15 protein-coding genes are annotated in these 17,371 nt (G+C 62.8%); 6 read left to right on the plus strand and 9 right to left on the minus strand.

Going from position 1 to position 17,371, the window contains the following annotated elements; all coding sequences use genetic code 11:
* Positions 1-3: 3 nt before the first annotated feature.
* Complete coding sequence (gene hemW, locus LRX75_RS06545) at positions 4-1,179, plus strand: radical SAM family heme chaperone HemW (RefSeq protein WP_231812872.1); 1,176 nt, start codon at positions 4-6, stop codon at positions 1,177-1,179.
* Positions 1,180-1,273: 94 nt separating this feature from the next.
* Here the strand turns inward: hemW and LRX75_RS06550 are convergent, their stop codons facing one another.
* The 6 genes from LRX75_RS06550 to LRX75_RS06575 form a co-directional block, all read right to left on the minus strand.
* Complete coding sequence (locus tag LRX75_RS06550; protein WP_231812874.1) at positions 1,274-2,527, minus strand: aminopeptidase; 1,254 nt, start codon at positions 2,525-2,527, stop codon at positions 1,274-1,276.
* Positions 2,528-2,604: 77 nt separating this feature from the next.
* A complete protein-coding gene (locus tag LRX75_RS06555) occupies positions 2,605-3,399 on the minus strand; it encodes an ABC transporter permease (protein ID WP_231812876.1) in 795 nt (264 codons plus the stop codon).
* 24 nt (positions 3,400-3,423) lie between these two features.
* The gene (locus LRX75_RS06560) at positions 3,424-4,731 is read right to left on the minus strand and encodes a KpsE/RkpR family capsule polysaccharide export protein (RefSeq protein ID WP_231812878.1); all 1,308 of its coding nucleotides are present in this window, start codon (positions 4,729-4,731) and stop codon (positions 3,424-3,426) included.
* A 163-nt stretch (positions 4,732-4,894) separates the two neighbouring features.
* A complete protein-coding gene (locus LRX75_RS06565; RefSeq protein ID WP_113149346.1) occupies positions 4,895-6,049 on the minus strand; it encodes a polysaccharide biosynthesis/export family protein in 1,155 nt (384 codons plus the stop codon).
* A gap of 159 nt (positions 6,050-6,208) precedes the next feature.
* Positions 6,209-7,189 carry a polysaccharide pyruvyl transferase family protein gene (locus LRX75_RS06570; RefSeq protein ID WP_231812880.1) on the minus strand — a complete coding sequence of 327 codons (981 nt, stop codon included), beginning with the start codon at positions 7,187-7,189 and terminating at the stop codon, positions 6,209-6,211.
* Positions 7,190-7,265: 76 nt separating this feature from the next.
* Positions 7,266-8,360, minus strand: coding sequence for a polysaccharide pyruvyl transferase family protein (locus LRX75_RS06575; RefSeq protein ID WP_231812882.1), 1,095 nt, complete (start codon positions 8,358-8,360; stop codon positions 7,266-7,268).
* Positions 8,361-8,557: 197 nt separating this feature from the next.
* Here LRX75_RS06575 and LRX75_RS06580 point away from each other — a divergent pair, with 197 nt between their 5' ends.
* The 5 genes from LRX75_RS06580 to LRX75_RS06600 all read left to right on the plus strand — a co-directional run bounded on the left by LRX75_RS06580 (position 8,558) and on the right by LRX75_RS06600 (position 13,951).
* Entirely contained in the window at positions 8,558-9,739 is a 1,182-nt protein-coding gene (locus tag LRX75_RS06580; protein WP_231812883.1) for a glycosyltransferase family 4 protein, read from the plus strand.
* Complete coding sequence (locus LRX75_RS06585; protein ID WP_231812885.1) at positions 9,736-10,461, plus strand: P-loop NTPase family protein; 726 nt, start codon at positions 9,736-9,738, stop codon at positions 10,459-10,461. The genes LRX75_RS06580 and LRX75_RS06585 overlap by 4 nt, the downstream gene beginning before the upstream one ends.
* A complete protein-coding gene (locus tag LRX75_RS06590) occupies positions 10,458-11,804 on the plus strand; it encodes a capsular polysaccharide export protein, LipB/KpsS family (protein ID WP_231812887.1) in 1,347 nt (448 codons plus the stop codon). The genes LRX75_RS06585 and LRX75_RS06590 overlap by 4 nt, the downstream gene beginning before the upstream one ends.
* 120 nt (positions 11,805-11,924) lie before the next feature.
* Complete coding sequence (locus LRX75_RS06595) at positions 11,925-13,244, plus strand: glycosyltransferase family 4 protein (RefSeq protein WP_231812889.1); 1,320 nt, start codon at positions 11,925-11,927, stop codon at positions 13,242-13,244.
* A 32-nt stretch (positions 13,245-13,276) separates the two neighbouring features.
* Complete coding sequence (locus LRX75_RS06600; protein ID WP_231812891.1) at positions 13,277-13,951, plus strand: hypothetical protein; 675 nt, start codon at positions 13,277-13,279, stop codon at positions 13,949-13,951.
* Positions 13,952-13,988: 37 nt separating this feature from the next.
* Here LRX75_RS06600 and LRX75_RS06605 read toward each other — a convergent pair whose 3' ends face one another.
* The 3 genes from LRX75_RS06605 to LRX75_RS06615 all read right to left on the minus strand — a co-directional run bounded on the left by LRX75_RS06605 (position 13,989) and on the right by LRX75_RS06615 (position 17,272).
* Complete coding sequence (locus tag LRX75_RS06605; protein ID WP_231812893.1) at positions 13,989-15,050, minus strand: polysaccharide pyruvyl transferase family protein; 1,062 nt, start codon at positions 15,048-15,050, stop codon at positions 13,989-13,991.
* A gap of 130 nt (positions 15,051-15,180) precedes the next feature.
* Complete coding sequence (locus tag LRX75_RS06610) at positions 15,181-16,401, minus strand: adenylate/guanylate cyclase domain-containing protein (RefSeq protein ID WP_231812895.1); 1,221 nt, start codon at positions 16,399-16,401, stop codon at positions 15,181-15,183.
* Positions 16,402-16,546: 145 nt separating this feature from the next.
* Positions 16,547-17,272, minus strand: coding sequence for a transcriptional regulator NanR (locus LRX75_RS06615; RefSeq protein WP_231812897.1), 726 nt, complete (start codon positions 17,270-17,272; stop codon positions 16,547-16,549).
* Positions 17,273-17,371 lie beyond the last annotated feature (99 nt).

Below are 17,371 nucleotides of genomic sequence, written 5' to 3' on the forward strand. Positions count from 1 at the left end.
GATATGGCTGACTTTTCCTTCATCGGCGACAAGACGGACCCCGGTTTCGGGGTCTATGTCCATTGGCCGTTCTGTGCGGCCAAGTGCCCCTACTGCGATTTCAACAGCCATGTGCGCCACCAGGGCGTGGATCAGGCTCGCTATGTCTCCGCCTTCCTGAAGGAGATGGAGGAGGCGCGACGGCTGTCGGGGCCACGCACCGTGACGAGCATCTTCCTCGGCGGCGGCACACCTTCGCTGATGGACCCCGCGACGGTGGAGGCCATCATGAACGGCATCGCCCGCTTCTGGCACGTGCCGGACGGCATCGAGATCACGCTGGAGGCCAACCCGTCGAGCGTGGAGGCGACGCGGTTTCGCGGCTATCGCGCCGCCGGAGTCAACCGCGTGTCCCTCGGCGTGCAGGCGCTGAACGATCGCGATCTCAAGTTCCTGGGGCGGCTTCACAATGTGGAGGATGCGCTGAAGGCGATCGGGCTTGCGCGCGAGATCTTCCCGCGCATGTCCTTCGACCTGATCTATGCCCGTCCGAAGCAGACGGTGGAGGAGTGGGAGGCGGAGCTGAAGCAGGCGGTATCCTATGCCGTCGATCATCTGTCGCTCTACCAGCTGACCATCGAGGAGGGCACGCCGTTCTATGGTCTCCACAAGGCGGGCAAGCTCGTCGTGCCGGATGGCGACCAGTCGGCGCTTCTCTACGAGGCGACCCAGGATATTACCGCCTCGATCGGCATGCCGGCCTACGAGGTTTCCAACCACGCGGTGCCCGGGGCGGAGAGCCGGCATAACCTGACCTATTGGCGCTATGGCGACTATGCCGGCATCGGCCCCGGCGCCCATGGCCGTCTGACGATCGGCCGGGAGAAGCTGGCGACGGCGACCGAGCGCAAGCCGGAGACCTGGCTCGACCTCGTCGAGGCCAATGGTCACGGGATGATCGATCAGGAAGTGCTCGGCTATGACGAGCAATCCGACGAACTGCTGCTGATGGGCCTGCGCCTCAAGGAAGGCATCGACCTCGTGCGCTGGGAAGCGCTCTCCGGTCGCGCGCCCGATCCGGAAAAGGAACGTTTCCTGATCGAACACGGCTTCATCGAGCGGATCGGCAATTCCCGCCTGCGCTGTACCCCGTCCGGCATGCTGATCCTCGACGCCGTCGTTGCGGATCTCGCCTGCTGAAGACATCACGGGAAACGTGACTGGCCTCAACGTCCGTCAGGGATAACTGGACCCCCTTATCCCTGACACAATCCGGGGCCGGTCACGAGGCAGATCAGGCCCACTCGCCGCCGCGCATCACGGGCACCGCCGTGCCATCCTCCCGGACGCCGTCGATATCGACCTTGTCGGAACCGATCATCCAGTCGATGTGGATCAGGCTGGAATTGCCGCCCTGCGCGGCGATCTGCGCCTGGCTGAGGGCGGCGCCGTCGATGAAGCACTTCGAGTAGCACTGGCCGAGCGCGATGTGGCACGAGGCGTTTTCGTCAAAGAGCGTGTTATAGAACAGGATGCCGCTCGCCGAAATCGGCGAGGAATGCGGCACGAGGGCCACCTCACCCAGACGACGGGCACCGTCGTCCGTGTCCAGCACCTTATTCAGAACCGATTCGCCCTTCGACGCCTTCGCCTCGACGATCCGCCCGCCTTCGAAACGCACCTGGATCTCGTCGATCAGCGTCCCCTGATGCGACAGCGGCTTGGTGCTGGAGACATGGCCGTCCACGCGCAGGGCATGCGGTGTGGTGAAAACCTCTTCCGTCGGAATATTGGGATTGCAGGTGATGCCGTTCTTGGCGGTGGACGCGCCGCCATGCCACTCGTGGCCGTCCGCGAGGCCGACGGTCAGATCGGTTCCGGGGCCTGTGAAACGGAGCGCCGAGAAACGCTCGCCGTTCAGCCAGGTCGAGCGCTTGCGCAGGTTGGCGTTGTGCGCCTTCCAGGCTGCGACCGGATCCGCGACATCGACGCGGGATGCCGCGAAGATGGCGTTGGCCAGCTTTTCGACGGCCACGGATTCGGGATCTTCGGGAAACATCTGCCGCGCCCAGGCGGGATTGGGGTAGGAGACGATGTTCCAGTTGATATCGAAGTTCGAGATCTTTTCCAGCGCCGGCTTGTAGGCGATGGACATGGCCTTGTTCGCCCGCGCGACCTTCGACGGATCCTGCGCTGCCAGCATCATGGGATTGTCGCCGGAGATCGCCAGACGGGCCGCATTGCCCGAATAGGCCTTGGCCATGCCCTCATAGAGCCAATCGCTGGCGCGGTCGAAACTCTCGTCCGGCGCATGCTCGTAGCGCGCCAGCGTGCTTTCCTCATCGGCATAGAAGGTCGTGACGAGGCCGGCTCCTGCAAGATAGGCATGTTTGGTGATCAACCGGACCAGCGGCAAGGCGGCGATGGGTGCCGTGATCACCAGATCCTGGCCTCGTTCCAGACCGAGGCCGATCTTGACGGCCACTTCGGCCAGTTTCTCGAGTTTCGTCGGATCGATCGGCTGGGTGTCTGTCGCGGGTGCTGGCATGTCGAACATCTTTCACTGGGAAACGAGGTTCGACGTTAGGACATGAGAGCCGCCATTTGAAGAGGGATATGGCGGGATCAGTGACCGGCGCGGTGGTTGCGAAGGACCCGCTCCAGAGCCAGACCAAGGATCAGCACGGCTGCCGTCCAGCAACCGATATAGGTCACGGACAGGAGATGGGTCGGGTAGGTCGGATAGAAGCCGGTGCGAAACAGCGACACGAAGTGCATCATCGGATTATAGGCGACGATATTGCGCAACTCGGGCGGCATGTATTCGGGAATGAAGAACACGGCGCTCAGGAAAATCTGAACACGCGAAAAGAAGCCCCAAAACAGCTTCCAGGGATGAAACAGGAAGGTGATGAAGGAATTTATCAGGCCGATCCCAAAGGAGAAAACCGTCAGCATCAAGATCGAGACGATGATGGGTGTGAAGTCGTAGGGAATTGCGAAGCGGGAGAGCCCGAGCGCGTAAATCATCACGAAACCCAGTCCGAACATCATCGTGAAGGACAGAAATTCCACGAAACTGCGGGCAAGCGAATAATCGAGTGCCTCGATGTAGGGAATACTGGTGACCGACTTGGCAGCCTCCAGCGCCGTCGCCGTCTTCACGCTGATCGTCCGGAAAAACAGGACGGGCAGAATGCCGGTGCTGATGAAGAGGAGGAGGCTGTCTCCGATCAGGAGATGCCGGTGCATGAACGTGAAGATCGCCCAATGGATGATGATGAAAACGATCGCTTCCAGCAGATCGAAGAGCTGGCCGAACGCATGTTTGCTGTTGCGCAGGCGAACTTCCCGGATCGTCAGTGCGCTCACGATCCGCAGCTGCCGCGAGATCCCGACAGGAATGACACCCATGCTCATTGGCAACTCTCCGGTCGCGCCAGACTACGCGTGGTCTCTGATGCTGTAGTAGACGAGCGTCAGAACGATCCAGAGACCAAGACCCGACAGGAAGACCAGGAACGTATCGAAAACGACCTTAGGATAAGCGGCGATCTGCGCGATACCGGGCTGAACATAGGTTGCCAGGTAGATCTGGTTGTTGCTGGCGAGCATGCGCGCATTTTCGTAATTCGTCAGCGACGAGGTGTAGAGCTTGGTGGCGATATCGAGATCGCTCTGGATCTTGTCATACTGCGTCATCAACTGCGCATCGGCCAGCATAGCGGGGTTCGAACCGCCCGAACTGCCGTCGCCCGACGAGCGAACCTGAGACTGGAGACGATCCAGTTCCTGCTGCGTGGCGTTGATCTGGGACTTGAGGACCGTCAGCCGCGGCGACTTGGCATCCATGTAGCTTCCGAGCGCCGTGTACTGCGCCTGCAGGTCCGCGAGGCTGCCATGCAGCTTGGTGATCAGCTGGATCTTGCCGTCGGCTTCCTTGCGCGCGTCGATGCTCTTCTGGCCGGTGCGAAGCTCCGTTTCCTGGCTGCGGACATTGGTCAGCCGGGCTTCGGAACGATCGAGCTCAGCCTTGGCGAAGGCGAGCTGGCTCTGGCGGGCTTTTTCGGACAGGTCGTTGACCAGCTTTTCGCAAAGATCCTTCAGCGCCGTTGAGATACGGAAGGCGTCCTGCGGCGAGAAGGCCGCCACTTCGATCGTGTTGATCCCCGTGGTCAGATCATAGCTCGTCGAAAGCCGCTTGTTCCAGTAACTGACAAGCCCTTCGAGGGACACATCCGAGCTGAGGCGCGACAGAAAATCGACATCGGGGCGCGAATAGATCTCCCGCAACCCGACGTCCTTCTCCAGCGACTCGACCGCATCGCGGCTCATGGCGTAGTCGGAAACGATATAGCTGTTCGACATCGTCAGTGCGAGTTCGGCAGCGCTCGAGCCGCTTCCGCCTTCGCCCGGACGTACCGAGAAGCGAAACTCCGAGACATACCGCGGCGACGCGACGGCAGCGTAGTAAAGGCCGCCAATGATGGTGGGGATGACGACAACCAGCAGAAAAGCGAGCTTGGCGCCGGAAAAGCCGCCCTTCGCCTTGGTGACGAAGCCGGTCATCTTTTCGGATTTATAGGTAACCGTGGTCTTGCGGACCGGCTTTGCCGGAAGATCGGGCATGCGCTTGGGCGCAGCCGCCATCTGGCGGTTCGGTCGAACCTCATCCAGCCTTAGAACAAGTGCGCCATCTTCCTGCCGTGATTTCAGCTTGTCGGCTCTCGCGGTCTTGGACGCGTCGCTCATTGGCACTCCTGAAGGGGTCTTCGGCCTGTCTGTCAGCATGTATACCATGCCTTACGGCCATTCGGAAGATCGCCGCGACAAAGCGTGGCGATCCTGTCCAGAGTCAGCTTCTGCCCGGAGATGAAGGCATTATTGCGGCGCAGCAATGCCTTCGTGGTCCGGCTTACTTGAAGGTGTTCAGCGTGCTGCCGACGGAGGCGGCCTGTGCGACGGGCGCTGCCGTCGAGCTGACCAGGGTCGCGAACTTACGCACCTCGGCCAGCGAGGAGTTGGCGATGTAAATCAGGTCGCGGTTGCGCAGGCTGAAGCCCTTGAGAAGGAAGAAGCCGTTCGGGTCCTTCAGGTCGATCTGGTAGATGACGTTCGTCGTTGCGCCCGACGATGCGACCTTGCCCGGCACCATGCGCTGCACCAGCGACGTCGGCTCGGTACGGTAGATGAAGACGCCGCGCGCATTGGCCCGCTCGTCATTCAAACCGCCCACCTTGGCAAGCGCCTGGTTGAGGAAGAGCTGCGATTCATCGAACTGGATGGATGCATTGGCCGTCGCCGCGCCGAACACGGTGAAGCTTCGCGGCTGGCGGATGAGCGCAATGACGTCGTCCGACTGGACGTAGATGTTCTCGCTCGGGTCCGAGATCAGCCGCTCCATGGGAACGGTTTCCGTGCGTCGTCCGCGCGTGATCTGGACGGAGAGCTGATGCGATTCGATGCGCGGTCCGCCGGCCATGGCGATGACGTCGAGCAGCTTTTCGCCCCGGGGGGAAAGAGCGATGCGGCCGCTGCTGGCGACTTCGCCGGTGACGGTCACCGTGTTGGAAACGTTCTTGACGACGCTGACGAGAACCTGCGGCTGGATGGCAATGCGCGCGAGGGCATTCTCGATGGCGGTCTTGACCTGCTGCGGCGTGCGGTTGGCAGCCTGCACGGTGCCGGCATAGGGCACGGAGATCGTGCCGGATTCGGAGACCGGCTGCTCGGGTATCTGCGTCCCGCCCTTCGACGAACCGCCGGAGAAGAGACCGTCAGGCGACGCTTCCCAAATGGAGACGACGACCGTGTCGCCGACGCCGATGATGGACGAGCTTCGCTTGCGCGCATTGCCGAGCGTTTCGGCGAGCTGCGTGTCGAGGCTGCTGGAGAGAAGCGAGACGATGCCCGGCGTGACCGGAATGACCGTGTACGGAGAATAGCTATCCTTGGCTTCCTGAAGAATCTGCCCGGAGCTCGGCCCGGAACTCGGCATGACCGTGCAGGACGTGGTGCTCAGGCAGATAGCGGCCAGCGACAAACTGGTGAATTTGGTCAAGAACGGCATGGGCACCCTCAAGCGCAGATCCTTCAGACGAAGACGATCTGCTCCCCCGAAATAGCGGTGTCGTTTTGGTTATCTCAACACCAACTGGTAAACAATGACTTCAAGGTCGCACCAAACAAAAACAAGCAGGCCTCTGCAAAAAGAGCACAGTGCCTGAGGTCAGTATCGGTTGGACTCCAGGATTTCCGGCGGACAGGTCCACACGGAGTCCTTGAATTTTACGGCCTTGCGCAGCGGAAATGCCTTGAACAGCGCTTCTCCGGTATAGGTCAGTCCCTTCCAGTTTCGATCGATGAAGCCTATGGCGTCGGCCCAATCGGTTGGTTCCATCAATGGCTGAAGATAGCTCAGCACGGTCTCGCGATCGGCGCCGCCATAAAAGTCGATCATGCGATGATCGATCGGCTGCGGGCCGTCGAAAGGCAAGGCGGCAGCCTCACCGCGCCCGGTCGAAAACCAGGCGCAAGGGATGTTGTAGGTTTCAGCTATGACCAAACCGTGAAGACTGGTCGAGAGAATCCGGCGGCAGGCGGCGATCTCGCGCACCTTGCGCTCGAAACCCTCCATGGTCGCATCCGTGTAGGTGTTGATGATCGTAATATCGTCAGCCAGCTCTGACGGAATGGCATAGCGGGTCAGCTGCGCCTTGACGCTTGCCACCGCCGTCGCCTCGTCGAGCTCCGAGATATGCACGATCACGCCCAGCTCGTGGCGCTTCTTAAGGTCCGGAAACGGAAAGATGCGCGGCAGGAACCAGACGGGATCGCCGAAGACATCGGGCACATCGAGACCCAGAGCCCGCAGACCGGTGGCCGTCTGCCGTCCACGCACCGCGTGCACGACGAGCTCCGTCTCCGGTGGAACGGCATAGGGCGAGAGGGCGCCCGAGGGACCGCGGTTGAGGTCGAACCCCGTACCCCACAGATGCACCCGCGCGCCCTGCTGAGCATGCCCGATGGTGCCGACGGCCGCCAGTCTTTCCCGTGGCTGATCGAACGCCGCCGGCTCGATCCGCAGGCCGGACATGACGGAGACGACCACGGCACTCAAGGCATCGCCCAGATTGGCATCGGGGTGCCGGTCCGTCGTCCAGACCCAGGAGAGGCGCACGGCTTCGGCCGCACCCCGGTCGCCTGTCACCAGAGCGCCGGACGCTGCCGATCTGTCGGGAGAGACGGAACGACGAAAAAGTCTTCTTGCTGCTTTTAAAGGCACGTCAAACTCCGCTCAGGCCACGGGCGTGCGCCGCCAGTTTCGAAAGCCAGCCGCGCGATGGCGGCACGCCTTCGGTCGGCGGCCGGTGACGCTCCATGGGAAGCGAAGCAATGAGGGGATGGTCGAAGGCGCTGCCGGTCGGGCCCTTGTCGAGCATGGTTCCGGGCAAGGGGAAGGCTTCGATCAGATCCTCTCCGGTGAACGTCTTCTGGTACCAGATGTCGTCGATCGCCCGGATCAGCGTGCCCCAGTCCGTCGCTGCGCGACGGGGCTGGTACCAGACATCGAGACTGTCCTGACCGATGCCCTGATAGAGATCGACGAAACGCAGGTCGAGGCCCTCCTCCCCCATCAGGTCGATCTTGCCCGGACCGGCCACTGCCGCCCGCGGCGAAAAGTAAAGACAGGGGATACCGTAGGATTCGGCAAAGACCATGCCGTGAAGGCTGGTCGAGACGATCCGCTTGCTGGAGAGGATCTCGTCGAGCCGGTCTCGCAGCGATCCGACGGAAATCGGGGTCACCGTATTGATCAGACGGACGCTCGCCTTGTCAGCCTCCGATACATGGTGGCGCACGGATTCGGGCTTGGGATGCGCTTCATAAGCACGATCTTCCAGCTCCGACAAATGCAGGATAACGCCGAGTTCGCAGGTCTTTTCCACCGGCGCGGTGTGAAACCGCGGCAGCAGCCAGAGCGGATCGCCGAAGACGCCGGCGCCTTGTGCGTCGGGGGCCAGAAGGCGGCGGCTGAAAGGCCCGCGCGTCGCATAGGTGGTGATCCGGGTGTCCGCCGGCGTGCGATAGGCGATCTTCGGCTTGTCGCCCTGATGCGGATTGAGATTGGGCGAGGTTCCCGTTCCCCAGAAGGAGACATCGCCGCCCGCAAACATATGTCCGATCGTGCCGACAGCGGCCAGCCGTGTCGCCTGGGATTTGGCAGCCATGTGGTGCACCGGCAGGCCGGACATCATCGAAACGATGACGGCAGACAGGGCATCGCCGAGGTTGAGATAGGATTCCTTACCCGTCGTGGTCACCCAGGAGAGCGGAATGCTGCCCTCCGCTCCAACAATATCAATAAGTTCTTGAGACAAATTCCACCATTGCGGCATTATTGAAATGGGCTTACCGGCCGCCCGGTATCGCCTAGGCCCTTCGGCCGAGCGTATACCATAGGCGATTAGTGTGCGAAAGTGGCGCGAGTAAGCCCATCCTTGCGGGGTGATCCCGCGCTTTTCGACCGGCTTTGCGCGACCCGCACGCGCGCAGCCGCAACGCCTGACGAGAGTCCATGTATCGCCTTTCCATGACGCCGCTGACGATCGAGACGCCGAGCGTGCTCTTCGATCTTTCGCGACTGGTGCGCAGTCGCCACAAGCCGTTCGGCACCGGCGTCGATCGCATCGACCTCGCCATCGGCCTCGATCTCGTCGCCCGCTTCGGCACCGACTGCCATTTTCTGCACGCCGGCATCCACGGTATCTGCCGGCTCGATCAGGCATTGGGTCGCGCCGTGCTGCGCCATCTCGATGCGGCCTGGAACGGCAGTCCCGGCGAACGCTTGGGAAAGACCGCCGACTGGCGGCTCTCGGTCCTGCCCTTCCTCGATCGCAGAGCGCATGGCGTCCCCCGCTCGATCGTCAACCCGCAGACCACCTATGTCGTCGCGTCCCATTCCGGCCTCGGCAAGGTGAAGGGCGGGATGAAGCGGCTCGATCCCCGAGCCGAGATGAAGCGCGTCGTCTATATCCACGATCTCATCCCGGTCGATTTCCCGGAATATCAGCGGCCACAGACCTACAAGCAGTTCACTGCCTATCTCGATGAGCTTTTCGATGCGCCGGTTCAGGTCGTCGCGAATTCGAAGGATACGGCGTTGCGCATGCAGGCCTATGCCGCAGCGCAGGGCATGCGGCTGTCCGGCACGCAGGTGATCATCCCTACGCTCACATTCGGTGCCGCCGCCTCGGCCACGGTCGCCCCCTCCGTTCGCGCCGTGATCGAGGATCGGCGTCCCTATTTCGTGACGCTCGGCACCATCGAACCCAGAAAAAACCATCTTCTGCTGCTGGAGATCTGGCGCATGATGGCGGATCGACAGGAGATCCCGCGCCTGTGCATCATCGGCAAGCGCGGATGGGAAAACGAGAACGTCATCGACATGCTGGAGCGGTCGCCGGCGATTCGCGCGCATGTGCTGGAATTCGGCGCTCTTGGCGATCACGAGGTTCAGTCGCTGCTCAGGGGCGCGCGAGCCCTGCTCTTCCCCTCCTTTGCGGAAGGGCTCGGCATTCCTCTTCTGGAAGCGGGCGCGCTCGGCGTTCCCGCCATCGTGTCGGACATTCCCGTGTTTCACGAGATTGCGCCTTCGGATACTGTCTTTCTCAACCCGATCGACGGTTTGGGATGGATGCGCGAGATCCTTGCCCGGAGCGGGGAAGGCGGAACAAACGAGACGGAAGACCAGGCGTGAGCATCACCTTTACCAATGTGCATAAGACGCTTCGTCAGAAGAACGAGAAGACGAAGGTGCTGGAGGATGCGAGCGCCCTGTTCCCGGGCGACAGGATCACGGGCATCCTCTCGCCGCCCGGCGGCGGAAAGTCGACCACCGTGCAACTGACGACGGGCAAGCTTCGCCCGGACCTCGGCAGCGTGCGCCGGGAATCGCTCGTTTCCTTCCCCGTGGCCGGCGGCGGTGTTTTCAACAACGCGCTCACGGGGCGGGAGAACCTGGCCTTTCTGTGCCGCGTCTTCGGCTTCGATCCCCTGCCGATCATCCGCTTCGTGATCGACTTTGCCGAGGTGGGCAAAGCGATAGACAAGCCGATGAAGCTGCTCAATCGCGACGAACGCACGCGCCTGCTGTTCACCTCATGCTATGCGATACCATTCGAAACCTATATCGTCGACGAGACGCTTCTGGGTGGCCGTGGTGCGTTTCGCGAGCGATGCGTGGAACTGGTCGAGGAGCGGATGCAGACCTCGGGCTTCCTGATCTTCACCTCGTCGCCCGTGCTGCTGCGCCGCTACTGCAACGCATTCTTCACCATAGACCGCATGAAAATCACACCGATGCACAGCACCGACGATGCCGTGGCCGCCATCGGCGAGGATCGCCTGAAGTTCGGCGCCGGCGATATCGAAGGCATCGACGAGAGCAGCGACGATACCTCCGTGATCAATCCGGGATGATGCCGGCCAACGATCCACAGGGGCAAAAGGGAGCCGCCCCGGAGAACCGTCCGGTCCTCACCTATGCCTTTCATATGCAGGCCTGGAAACGGGAGGTGCTGCGCCGCTATTTTCCGATGCGGACCTTCGTCTTCGTTCCCTTCTTCCTCAGCGAGACCCGGCTTCGCACGGAATGGCTGGACCGGATCGATCTCGCTGCTTTGCCCGAGTTTTTCGTTTGGAGTCTCAACCTGCCGGAGACGGTTCGGGCCTTTGCGGACCGCAACGCCATTCCGGTCCATGTCGTGGAGGATGGCTTCATCCGCTCGGCCGTGCCGCATGCCGGCCGCACGCCGCCCCTGTCGCTGATCGTGGACAGGCAGACGGCCTATTTCGACAGCCGGACCGCCTCCGATCTCGAAGACATCCTCCAGCATTACGACTTCGACGCAGACCCTCTCCTGATGGACCGGGCGCGCAACGGGATGGCGCTGCTTCTGTCGACAGGGATCAGCAAATACAACGCCCCCTTGCGTGAGATCGCCTTGCCCTACGGACCCAAGCGCAAGCGACGGGTGCTCGCACTGGGCCAGGTGGATGGCGATGCGTCGATCCGATTCGGCTGCCCGCGGCCCGTGACCAACGAGGACATGGTGCGGCAGGCCGTTGCCGAGAACCCCGATGCCGAGGTGATCTACAAGCCGCATCCCGACGTGCTGAACGGCGTTCGAAGCTCGTCGGCCGACCTTTCCGAACTTTCGCGAATCTGTACGATCCTGACCGACCGCATTCCCCTGGCCCGCGCGTTCGAGACGATCGACCATGTCTATGCCATCACGTCGCTTGCCGGGTTCGAGGCGCTGCTGCGGCGGCTGCCCGTGACCGTTCTCGGCCTGCCCTTCTATGCCGGATGGGGCCTGACGGAAGACCGGCAGACGACGCCACGCCGGCAGCGGCGCTTGACCATCGAGCAGATGTTCGCCGCGACCTATCTGCTATATCCCCGTTATTTCGCGCCGCAGACGGGTGAGGCGACGACGTTCGAGGCCGTCATCGGCGATCTCCGCCATCCCGTCGCACCCGCTTTTGCGTATCGGAACCCGCCTTCCTGGCAGGCCTCAGGTGCATACGGGCTTCTGGGCTGGCGCCACGCGCTGGCGCCGGTCGTTGCCGCTGCCGTCAGGCGTGTCGCAACGGCCGAAGATGCGGATTACTACCGGCACTACCCGATCGACTTCTTCCGCGAGCGGCCCGAACGCGCCTTCCGCGCCATCGGACGCCTGCTTTATCCGCTCGACGAGGGACCGGACCGACAGAGCGATGCACCCTTCCGGTTGCTTCCGGAAGGTCAATCGCCTAGATAGCCAACGCAGTTTCGCTTCAGGACGCGGTCTTCCCATCCTTACAGACACATCTCCCCTCGAGATGTGGGCTTGCCGCCCGCACCGCATCCGAAGGGACGAAGACAGGACGATAAGCATTCGATGACCAAGCCCCGCGTGATGATCGACGGTTACAATCTGGCTCTGGAGAAGGGGACGGGCATTGCCACCTATGCCCGCAACCTCAGCGGCCATCTGTCCGAACTCGGCTACCCCATCGACCTTCTCTACGGCGTTCGCGCGTCGGTCGGGAAAAATGCCCTCCTGTCGGAAGTCGGGTTTTTCGACCCTTCGACGCGCGCCCTGAAGCCGACCGAGGTCATCAAGCGGCTGGCGACGTCGCCGCTCGGCACCACGGCGCGCCAGGTGCCGATCACCGGCAAGGTCATCGCGCGGCATGTGCCGGGCGGATTGCCCAAGCACGAGCGCATCTTCAACTTCCGCAATCTCTTCACGATTTCGCGCTGGCACTTCCGGACCTACGGCCAGTTCATGCAGACGAGCTACGACCAGTCCGCCGATATCGCCCACTGGACATATCCGCTGCCGATCAAGCTCAAGAATGCGGCGAACATCTACACGATCCACGATCTTGTGCCGCTGCGTCTGCCCTATGCGACGCTCGACAACAAGCGCGAGTTCCTGAAGACCGTCCGCAAGATCGCCGACAAGGCCGATCACATCGTCACGGTCTCGGAGGTCTCCAAGCGCGATATCGTCGAACTCCTCGGCGTTGACGAACGCCGGGTGACCAACACATATCAGGCGGTCAATCTGCCGAGCCACATCCTCAACCGCGACGAGGACGAGGTGCGCAACGAGGTCGCGTCGATCTTCGGACTGGAGCACAAGAAATTCTTCCTGTTCTTCGGCGCGATCGAGCCGAAGAAGAACATCGGCCGGATCATCGAGGCCTATCTGGCGAGCCAGGTCAGCTATCCCCTCGTCATCGTCGGCCAGCTGGTGTGGAAGAACGCCAACGACCTGCGGCTTCTGGGCGTGCCCGGCGGCGGCAAGAAGACGGACGTCTACGACCCGACGGTGGGTCATGTGACGCGGTCCGCCTCGATCGTGCGTCTTGAATATCTGCCGCTGAGTCTGCTGACGTCGCTGATCCGCTGTGCCCGATCCGTCGTTTTCCCATCCCTCTACGAAGGGTTCGGCCTGCCGATTCTCGAAGCCATGCAGCTGGGAACGGCTGTGATCACCGGCAGCGAAGGCGCCAATCCGGAAATCGCCGGCGACAGCGCCATCGTCGTGGATCCCTATGACGTCAATGCGATCGCGCAGGCGATCCGCGATGTCGCCAACGACGATGCCCTGATGCGGTATTACGAGGCCGAGGGTCTGGAGCGGGCGAAATTGTTTTCGCCGGAGCGCTATGCAGAGCGGCTCGATTCGCTCTACACCACTTTGAAGTGACATTTTGATGCAGTCGATACGGAAGAGCAGCGATGAGTGACGAAAAGGCTCGGCTGGACGGTCTCGTGGCGCGTGCGCGCGAGACGGCAATTTCCGGCGCCAGCCCGGAGATCTCGGCCGTTCTCCTCGACATGGCGGCAGCACTCGATGCGGCGCACGGTGCCGAGGAAACCGTTCGTCGCGAGGCTTTCCGCGAGGGCATCCGCGGTGCCGCCAAGGTGATCCGCAACCGACAGGCAACCCCCGGCTCTCCCCTCGGCGACCTTCTTTCCTCGGCCAATGCCGATCCCGAAGCCTTTGCAAACGAGGTGATGAAGGTCGCAGGCGGAGAACCGGTGACGGTGGCCGACCTGCGGCGCCTGCGCCAGAAGGTGAATACGGCAACCGAGGGATCCGACGATATCGACGAGGAACTGAAGCGGATCTATTATTCCGTGATGAACGAGCGCAATCCGACGGCCGCCGATATCCTGCCGCCGGGCTCGCCGTCCCGCTCGCTCGATGTGACCACCTTCATCCTCGAGCGCATCCTGCGGGAAGGCTGGTGGACCCTCGGAAACAGCGGTATCAACGCCAACGATCAGCCCGTGGGCAAGGTCGGCCTGTCGCCGGCGCAAAGCTCCAAGCCGCAGACGGCGCCCACCCCGCCGCTCGCACTGCTGTCCGCCCTCGTTCTCACACTGATCGAGACCAGCAAGGGGCGCTGACCCCGGTCACGCCGCGCCGAGCGCCTGTGCGGCGCCCTCAGGCCTTGTTGCGAAGCCTGTCGGCGAGGTTGAGCTCCTTCACGTCGTGCTGCAGCACGAGCCCCTGAAGCACCGGATGCTCCCAGATGGTTTCGCCCGGACGGGCTTCCAGCGGTGCGACATCGAGCGGAAAGGCCGCGATCAGCGCTTCCGCATCGAAGGCCTTCGGCGTCCAGGCGCGGTCGATGGCGGAGATGAGATCCTCCCAGTCGGTCGGCTCCGTGCGGGGCAAGGCATAGACGGGCAAGTCCGAGAGGCCGAGACCGCGATACAGATCGATGACGCGGGGATCGAGATCGCAGGTCTCGTCGAGTCGTCGCGTGTGCAGCCCCTTCACCGGACCATGCGTCGCGAAATGCAGGCAGGGAATGTTGTAGCTCTCGGCAAAGACCATGCCGTGCAGGCTGGTTGAGACGATGCGTTCGCAGGCCAGGATCTCGTCGATCCGGGTTTTCATGGCATCCATGCCGATGGACGTGACCGTATTGATCAGGCGGACATGCGGGGCGAAGGCTTCGGGGATCCCGTACCGCAGCAGTGTTTCCTTCATATGCGCTTCCGGATCGCGATCGGCCAGTTCCGACAGGTGCACGATGACGCCGAGCTTCCAGGTCTTCTCGACGCGCGGCGCATAGAACCGCGGCAGCAGCCAGACCGGGTCGCCATAGACGCCGACCGTGCCTTCCGCCGCGCCGGTGATCAGCGCCTCCGACAGGGGGCCGCGCGTCGCCGTCACGTGGAACGTCGAATCTGCGGACGGCGCGAAGGCGACCAGCTCTTCCTTCGCCGCCGACGGATTGGTCCAGCGCGAGGAGCCCGTGCCCCAGAACCAGACCTCGCCGCCGGACATGCCATGCGCGATGGTACCGACACAAGCCATGCGCATCGTCTTCGAGCGGGAGGGCACCCGATGGACCGGCTTTCCGCTGAGGAGCGCCACCATGACCGGACTGAGGGCATCGCCGATATTGATGTAATCCATCGCCATCGTCGACCCCGCCCAGGAGAGCGGCACGGAGCCTGTCTTGCGGACCTGCTCGGCGAGCCTGTTCATCTTCATCTGTCGACCTTCCCTGTTCCGAGCCCGAGCGGCCCGGCGGATCATACGTAAGTCATAAGGCGGAAATCGGAAGGCTATCTGCGGCGGTTTCCGGTGTCGGCACCTGCCGTCCTCGCCTTCCGTTTCTCGTTCATGCGTCCGTTTCCGGCACCGGCATGAGGGTGAAAAGCTCCTGTGCCAGCTTCACGCCGCGCAGGGCATAACGGCCGATGGAGACCACCTCCCTGTCGCCGGGCGGCGGTGCCGCGGCCACGAAGGGCGAGGACATGACGACCGTGCGATCGACGAAGCGACAGAGCGAGGCGATGCGGCTGACCTCGTTGACGGCCGGTCCGATGACGGTGAAGTCGAGGCGATCGGCGCTGCCGATATTGCCGTAGAAGACGTCCCCGATATGCAGGCCGAGATAGACCTCCGTCGTCGGGCGCCCTTCCATGGCGCGGCGCGCATTGAGATCGGCCAGCTTGCCGCGCAGGCGCCGTTCGGCGTCCAGCGCCCGACGACAGGCATCCTCCCGCTCCTCGGCCTTGAAGATCGCGAGCGTCCCGTCGCCGATCAGCTTCAGCACGTTGCCGCCGGCCTCGTGAATGGAGGTGATGACCGCATCGGCGTAATCGTTCAGAAACGGAATGATCTCGTCCGGGGCGAGGCTTTCGGTGATGCGGGTGTAATTCTGCAGGTCGGAAAACCAGAGCACCGCCGAAATCCGCTCGGCCTTGCCCCGGGTGATGCGGCCTTCCAGCACGTGGCTTGCAGCATCTTCGCCGAGATAGACTTCCGCGATCGTGCGCGTGACGCGGTTGAGCGACCCGGCCTTGATGGCAAGGGCGAGGACGGGCACCAGCGAGCGCAGGGCATCGATCCCCCGATCGGTGAAACCGCCCTCGTCGGCCGTCGTCCAGTGGGAGTAGAAACAGTCCATGTCGCCGATATGCGCGTCCGGCGAAAAACGGTGGATCATGGCGATATAGTCGCGATGCCCGGCTGCCAGCAGCGTGTCCAGCGCGTAGAAATCGGTGGGATCGCCGAAGCCGATGCGGCGGCGCAGCTCGTTGCCGTTGGTCTCGCGCAGATGGTAGAATGGCGAGCGCTTCCAGTTTTCCTCCGAAACGCCCTCGTTCGTCGGGCCGTATTCGAACATGCCCTTGCCTGGCTCCCGGCTGTCCCACTGGAAGGCGCGCCCTTCATAGACCGGATGCAGCGTATCGATGAGCGCGAGCCCCCTGTCGAGCGGCAGCCCGGCTTCGCGCAGATGCTCGCAGAAGCCACGCATTATCTCCATCTCGTCGGAGCCCTTGAGACCCTGCGTCGTCAACCATGCGGAGATGCGTGCGATTTCGCCTGCGTCCATGTCCGCCACTCCCTGTACCCGTCGTCATGATGCTGCGGTTCCCGGCCCCTCGGATTCGATCTGGAACGGCAGAAAACTGATCGAGGGCGCCGGGTTCTACCCCATATTCCGGCAAACCGGAATCGTTTTCGACCCGCCCGAACTCTTAAGCCGTCTCTGACGTATCCTTCGACGTGTAGAGCGCGCGGGAGCGTTCGAGATGGCGCAGCATGGCCTGCTCCGTGGCATCGGCGTCGCGGGCGACGATGCAGTCGATGATGGATCGGTGCTCGGAGAGCGTCACGGCTTCCTTACCGGTCCAGATCAGCATGTGGGTGTGGTAGCCGCGCAACCAGGCCAGCATGGCCTCGCTGACGGCGACATAGATGGGATTGCCGGAGATGCGCGCGATTCGGGCGTGAAACTCCATGTCGGCAGCGATGAAGGCGGCGGCATCGTCCAGAGCCGCCGCCTGCCGACCGAGGATCGCCTCGAGATCCGCGATATCGGCTTCGGTCGCCTTCGCCGCGGCTTCCCGCGCCATGCCCCGCTCGAAGAAGATGCGGGCGCTCTTGAGGTGCTCCAGCGTGTCGGAGGATTTCGCGAGCATCATCTGGGCGGTCGTATCCACCTGACGCAGGATCGATCGGGCCGTCAGCTCCAGCACACGGGCACGCTCTCCATGCGATATGACGACGAGGCCCATATTGGCCAGCGCCTGCATGGCCTCGCGGATCGCGGGCCGCCCCACGCCGAAGCGCTCCATCAGTTCCCGCTCCGAGGGCATTTCGTCGCCGGGGTTCAGCTCGCCGGAGGTGATCATCGCCCGCAGGCGGGAAAAGACCTCGTCGGACAGTTTTCGGCGCGTGATGGTTTCGGTCGGCTGGCGCATGAGGTTCCGGGCGTTCGTTCGATCCTGCATCTTCGCATGCCGCCGCGTGCTTGGAAAAGGGAAACGCGTGCGCGCCTCGCTTTCTCCCCTGTCGCAGGG

Origin of the sequence: Rhizobium quercicola (assembly GCF_021168455.1) — a bacterium.
Lineage (GTDB): Bacteria > Pseudomonadota > Alphaproteobacteria > Rhizobiales > Rhizobiaceae > Ferranicluibacter > Ferranicluibacter quercicola.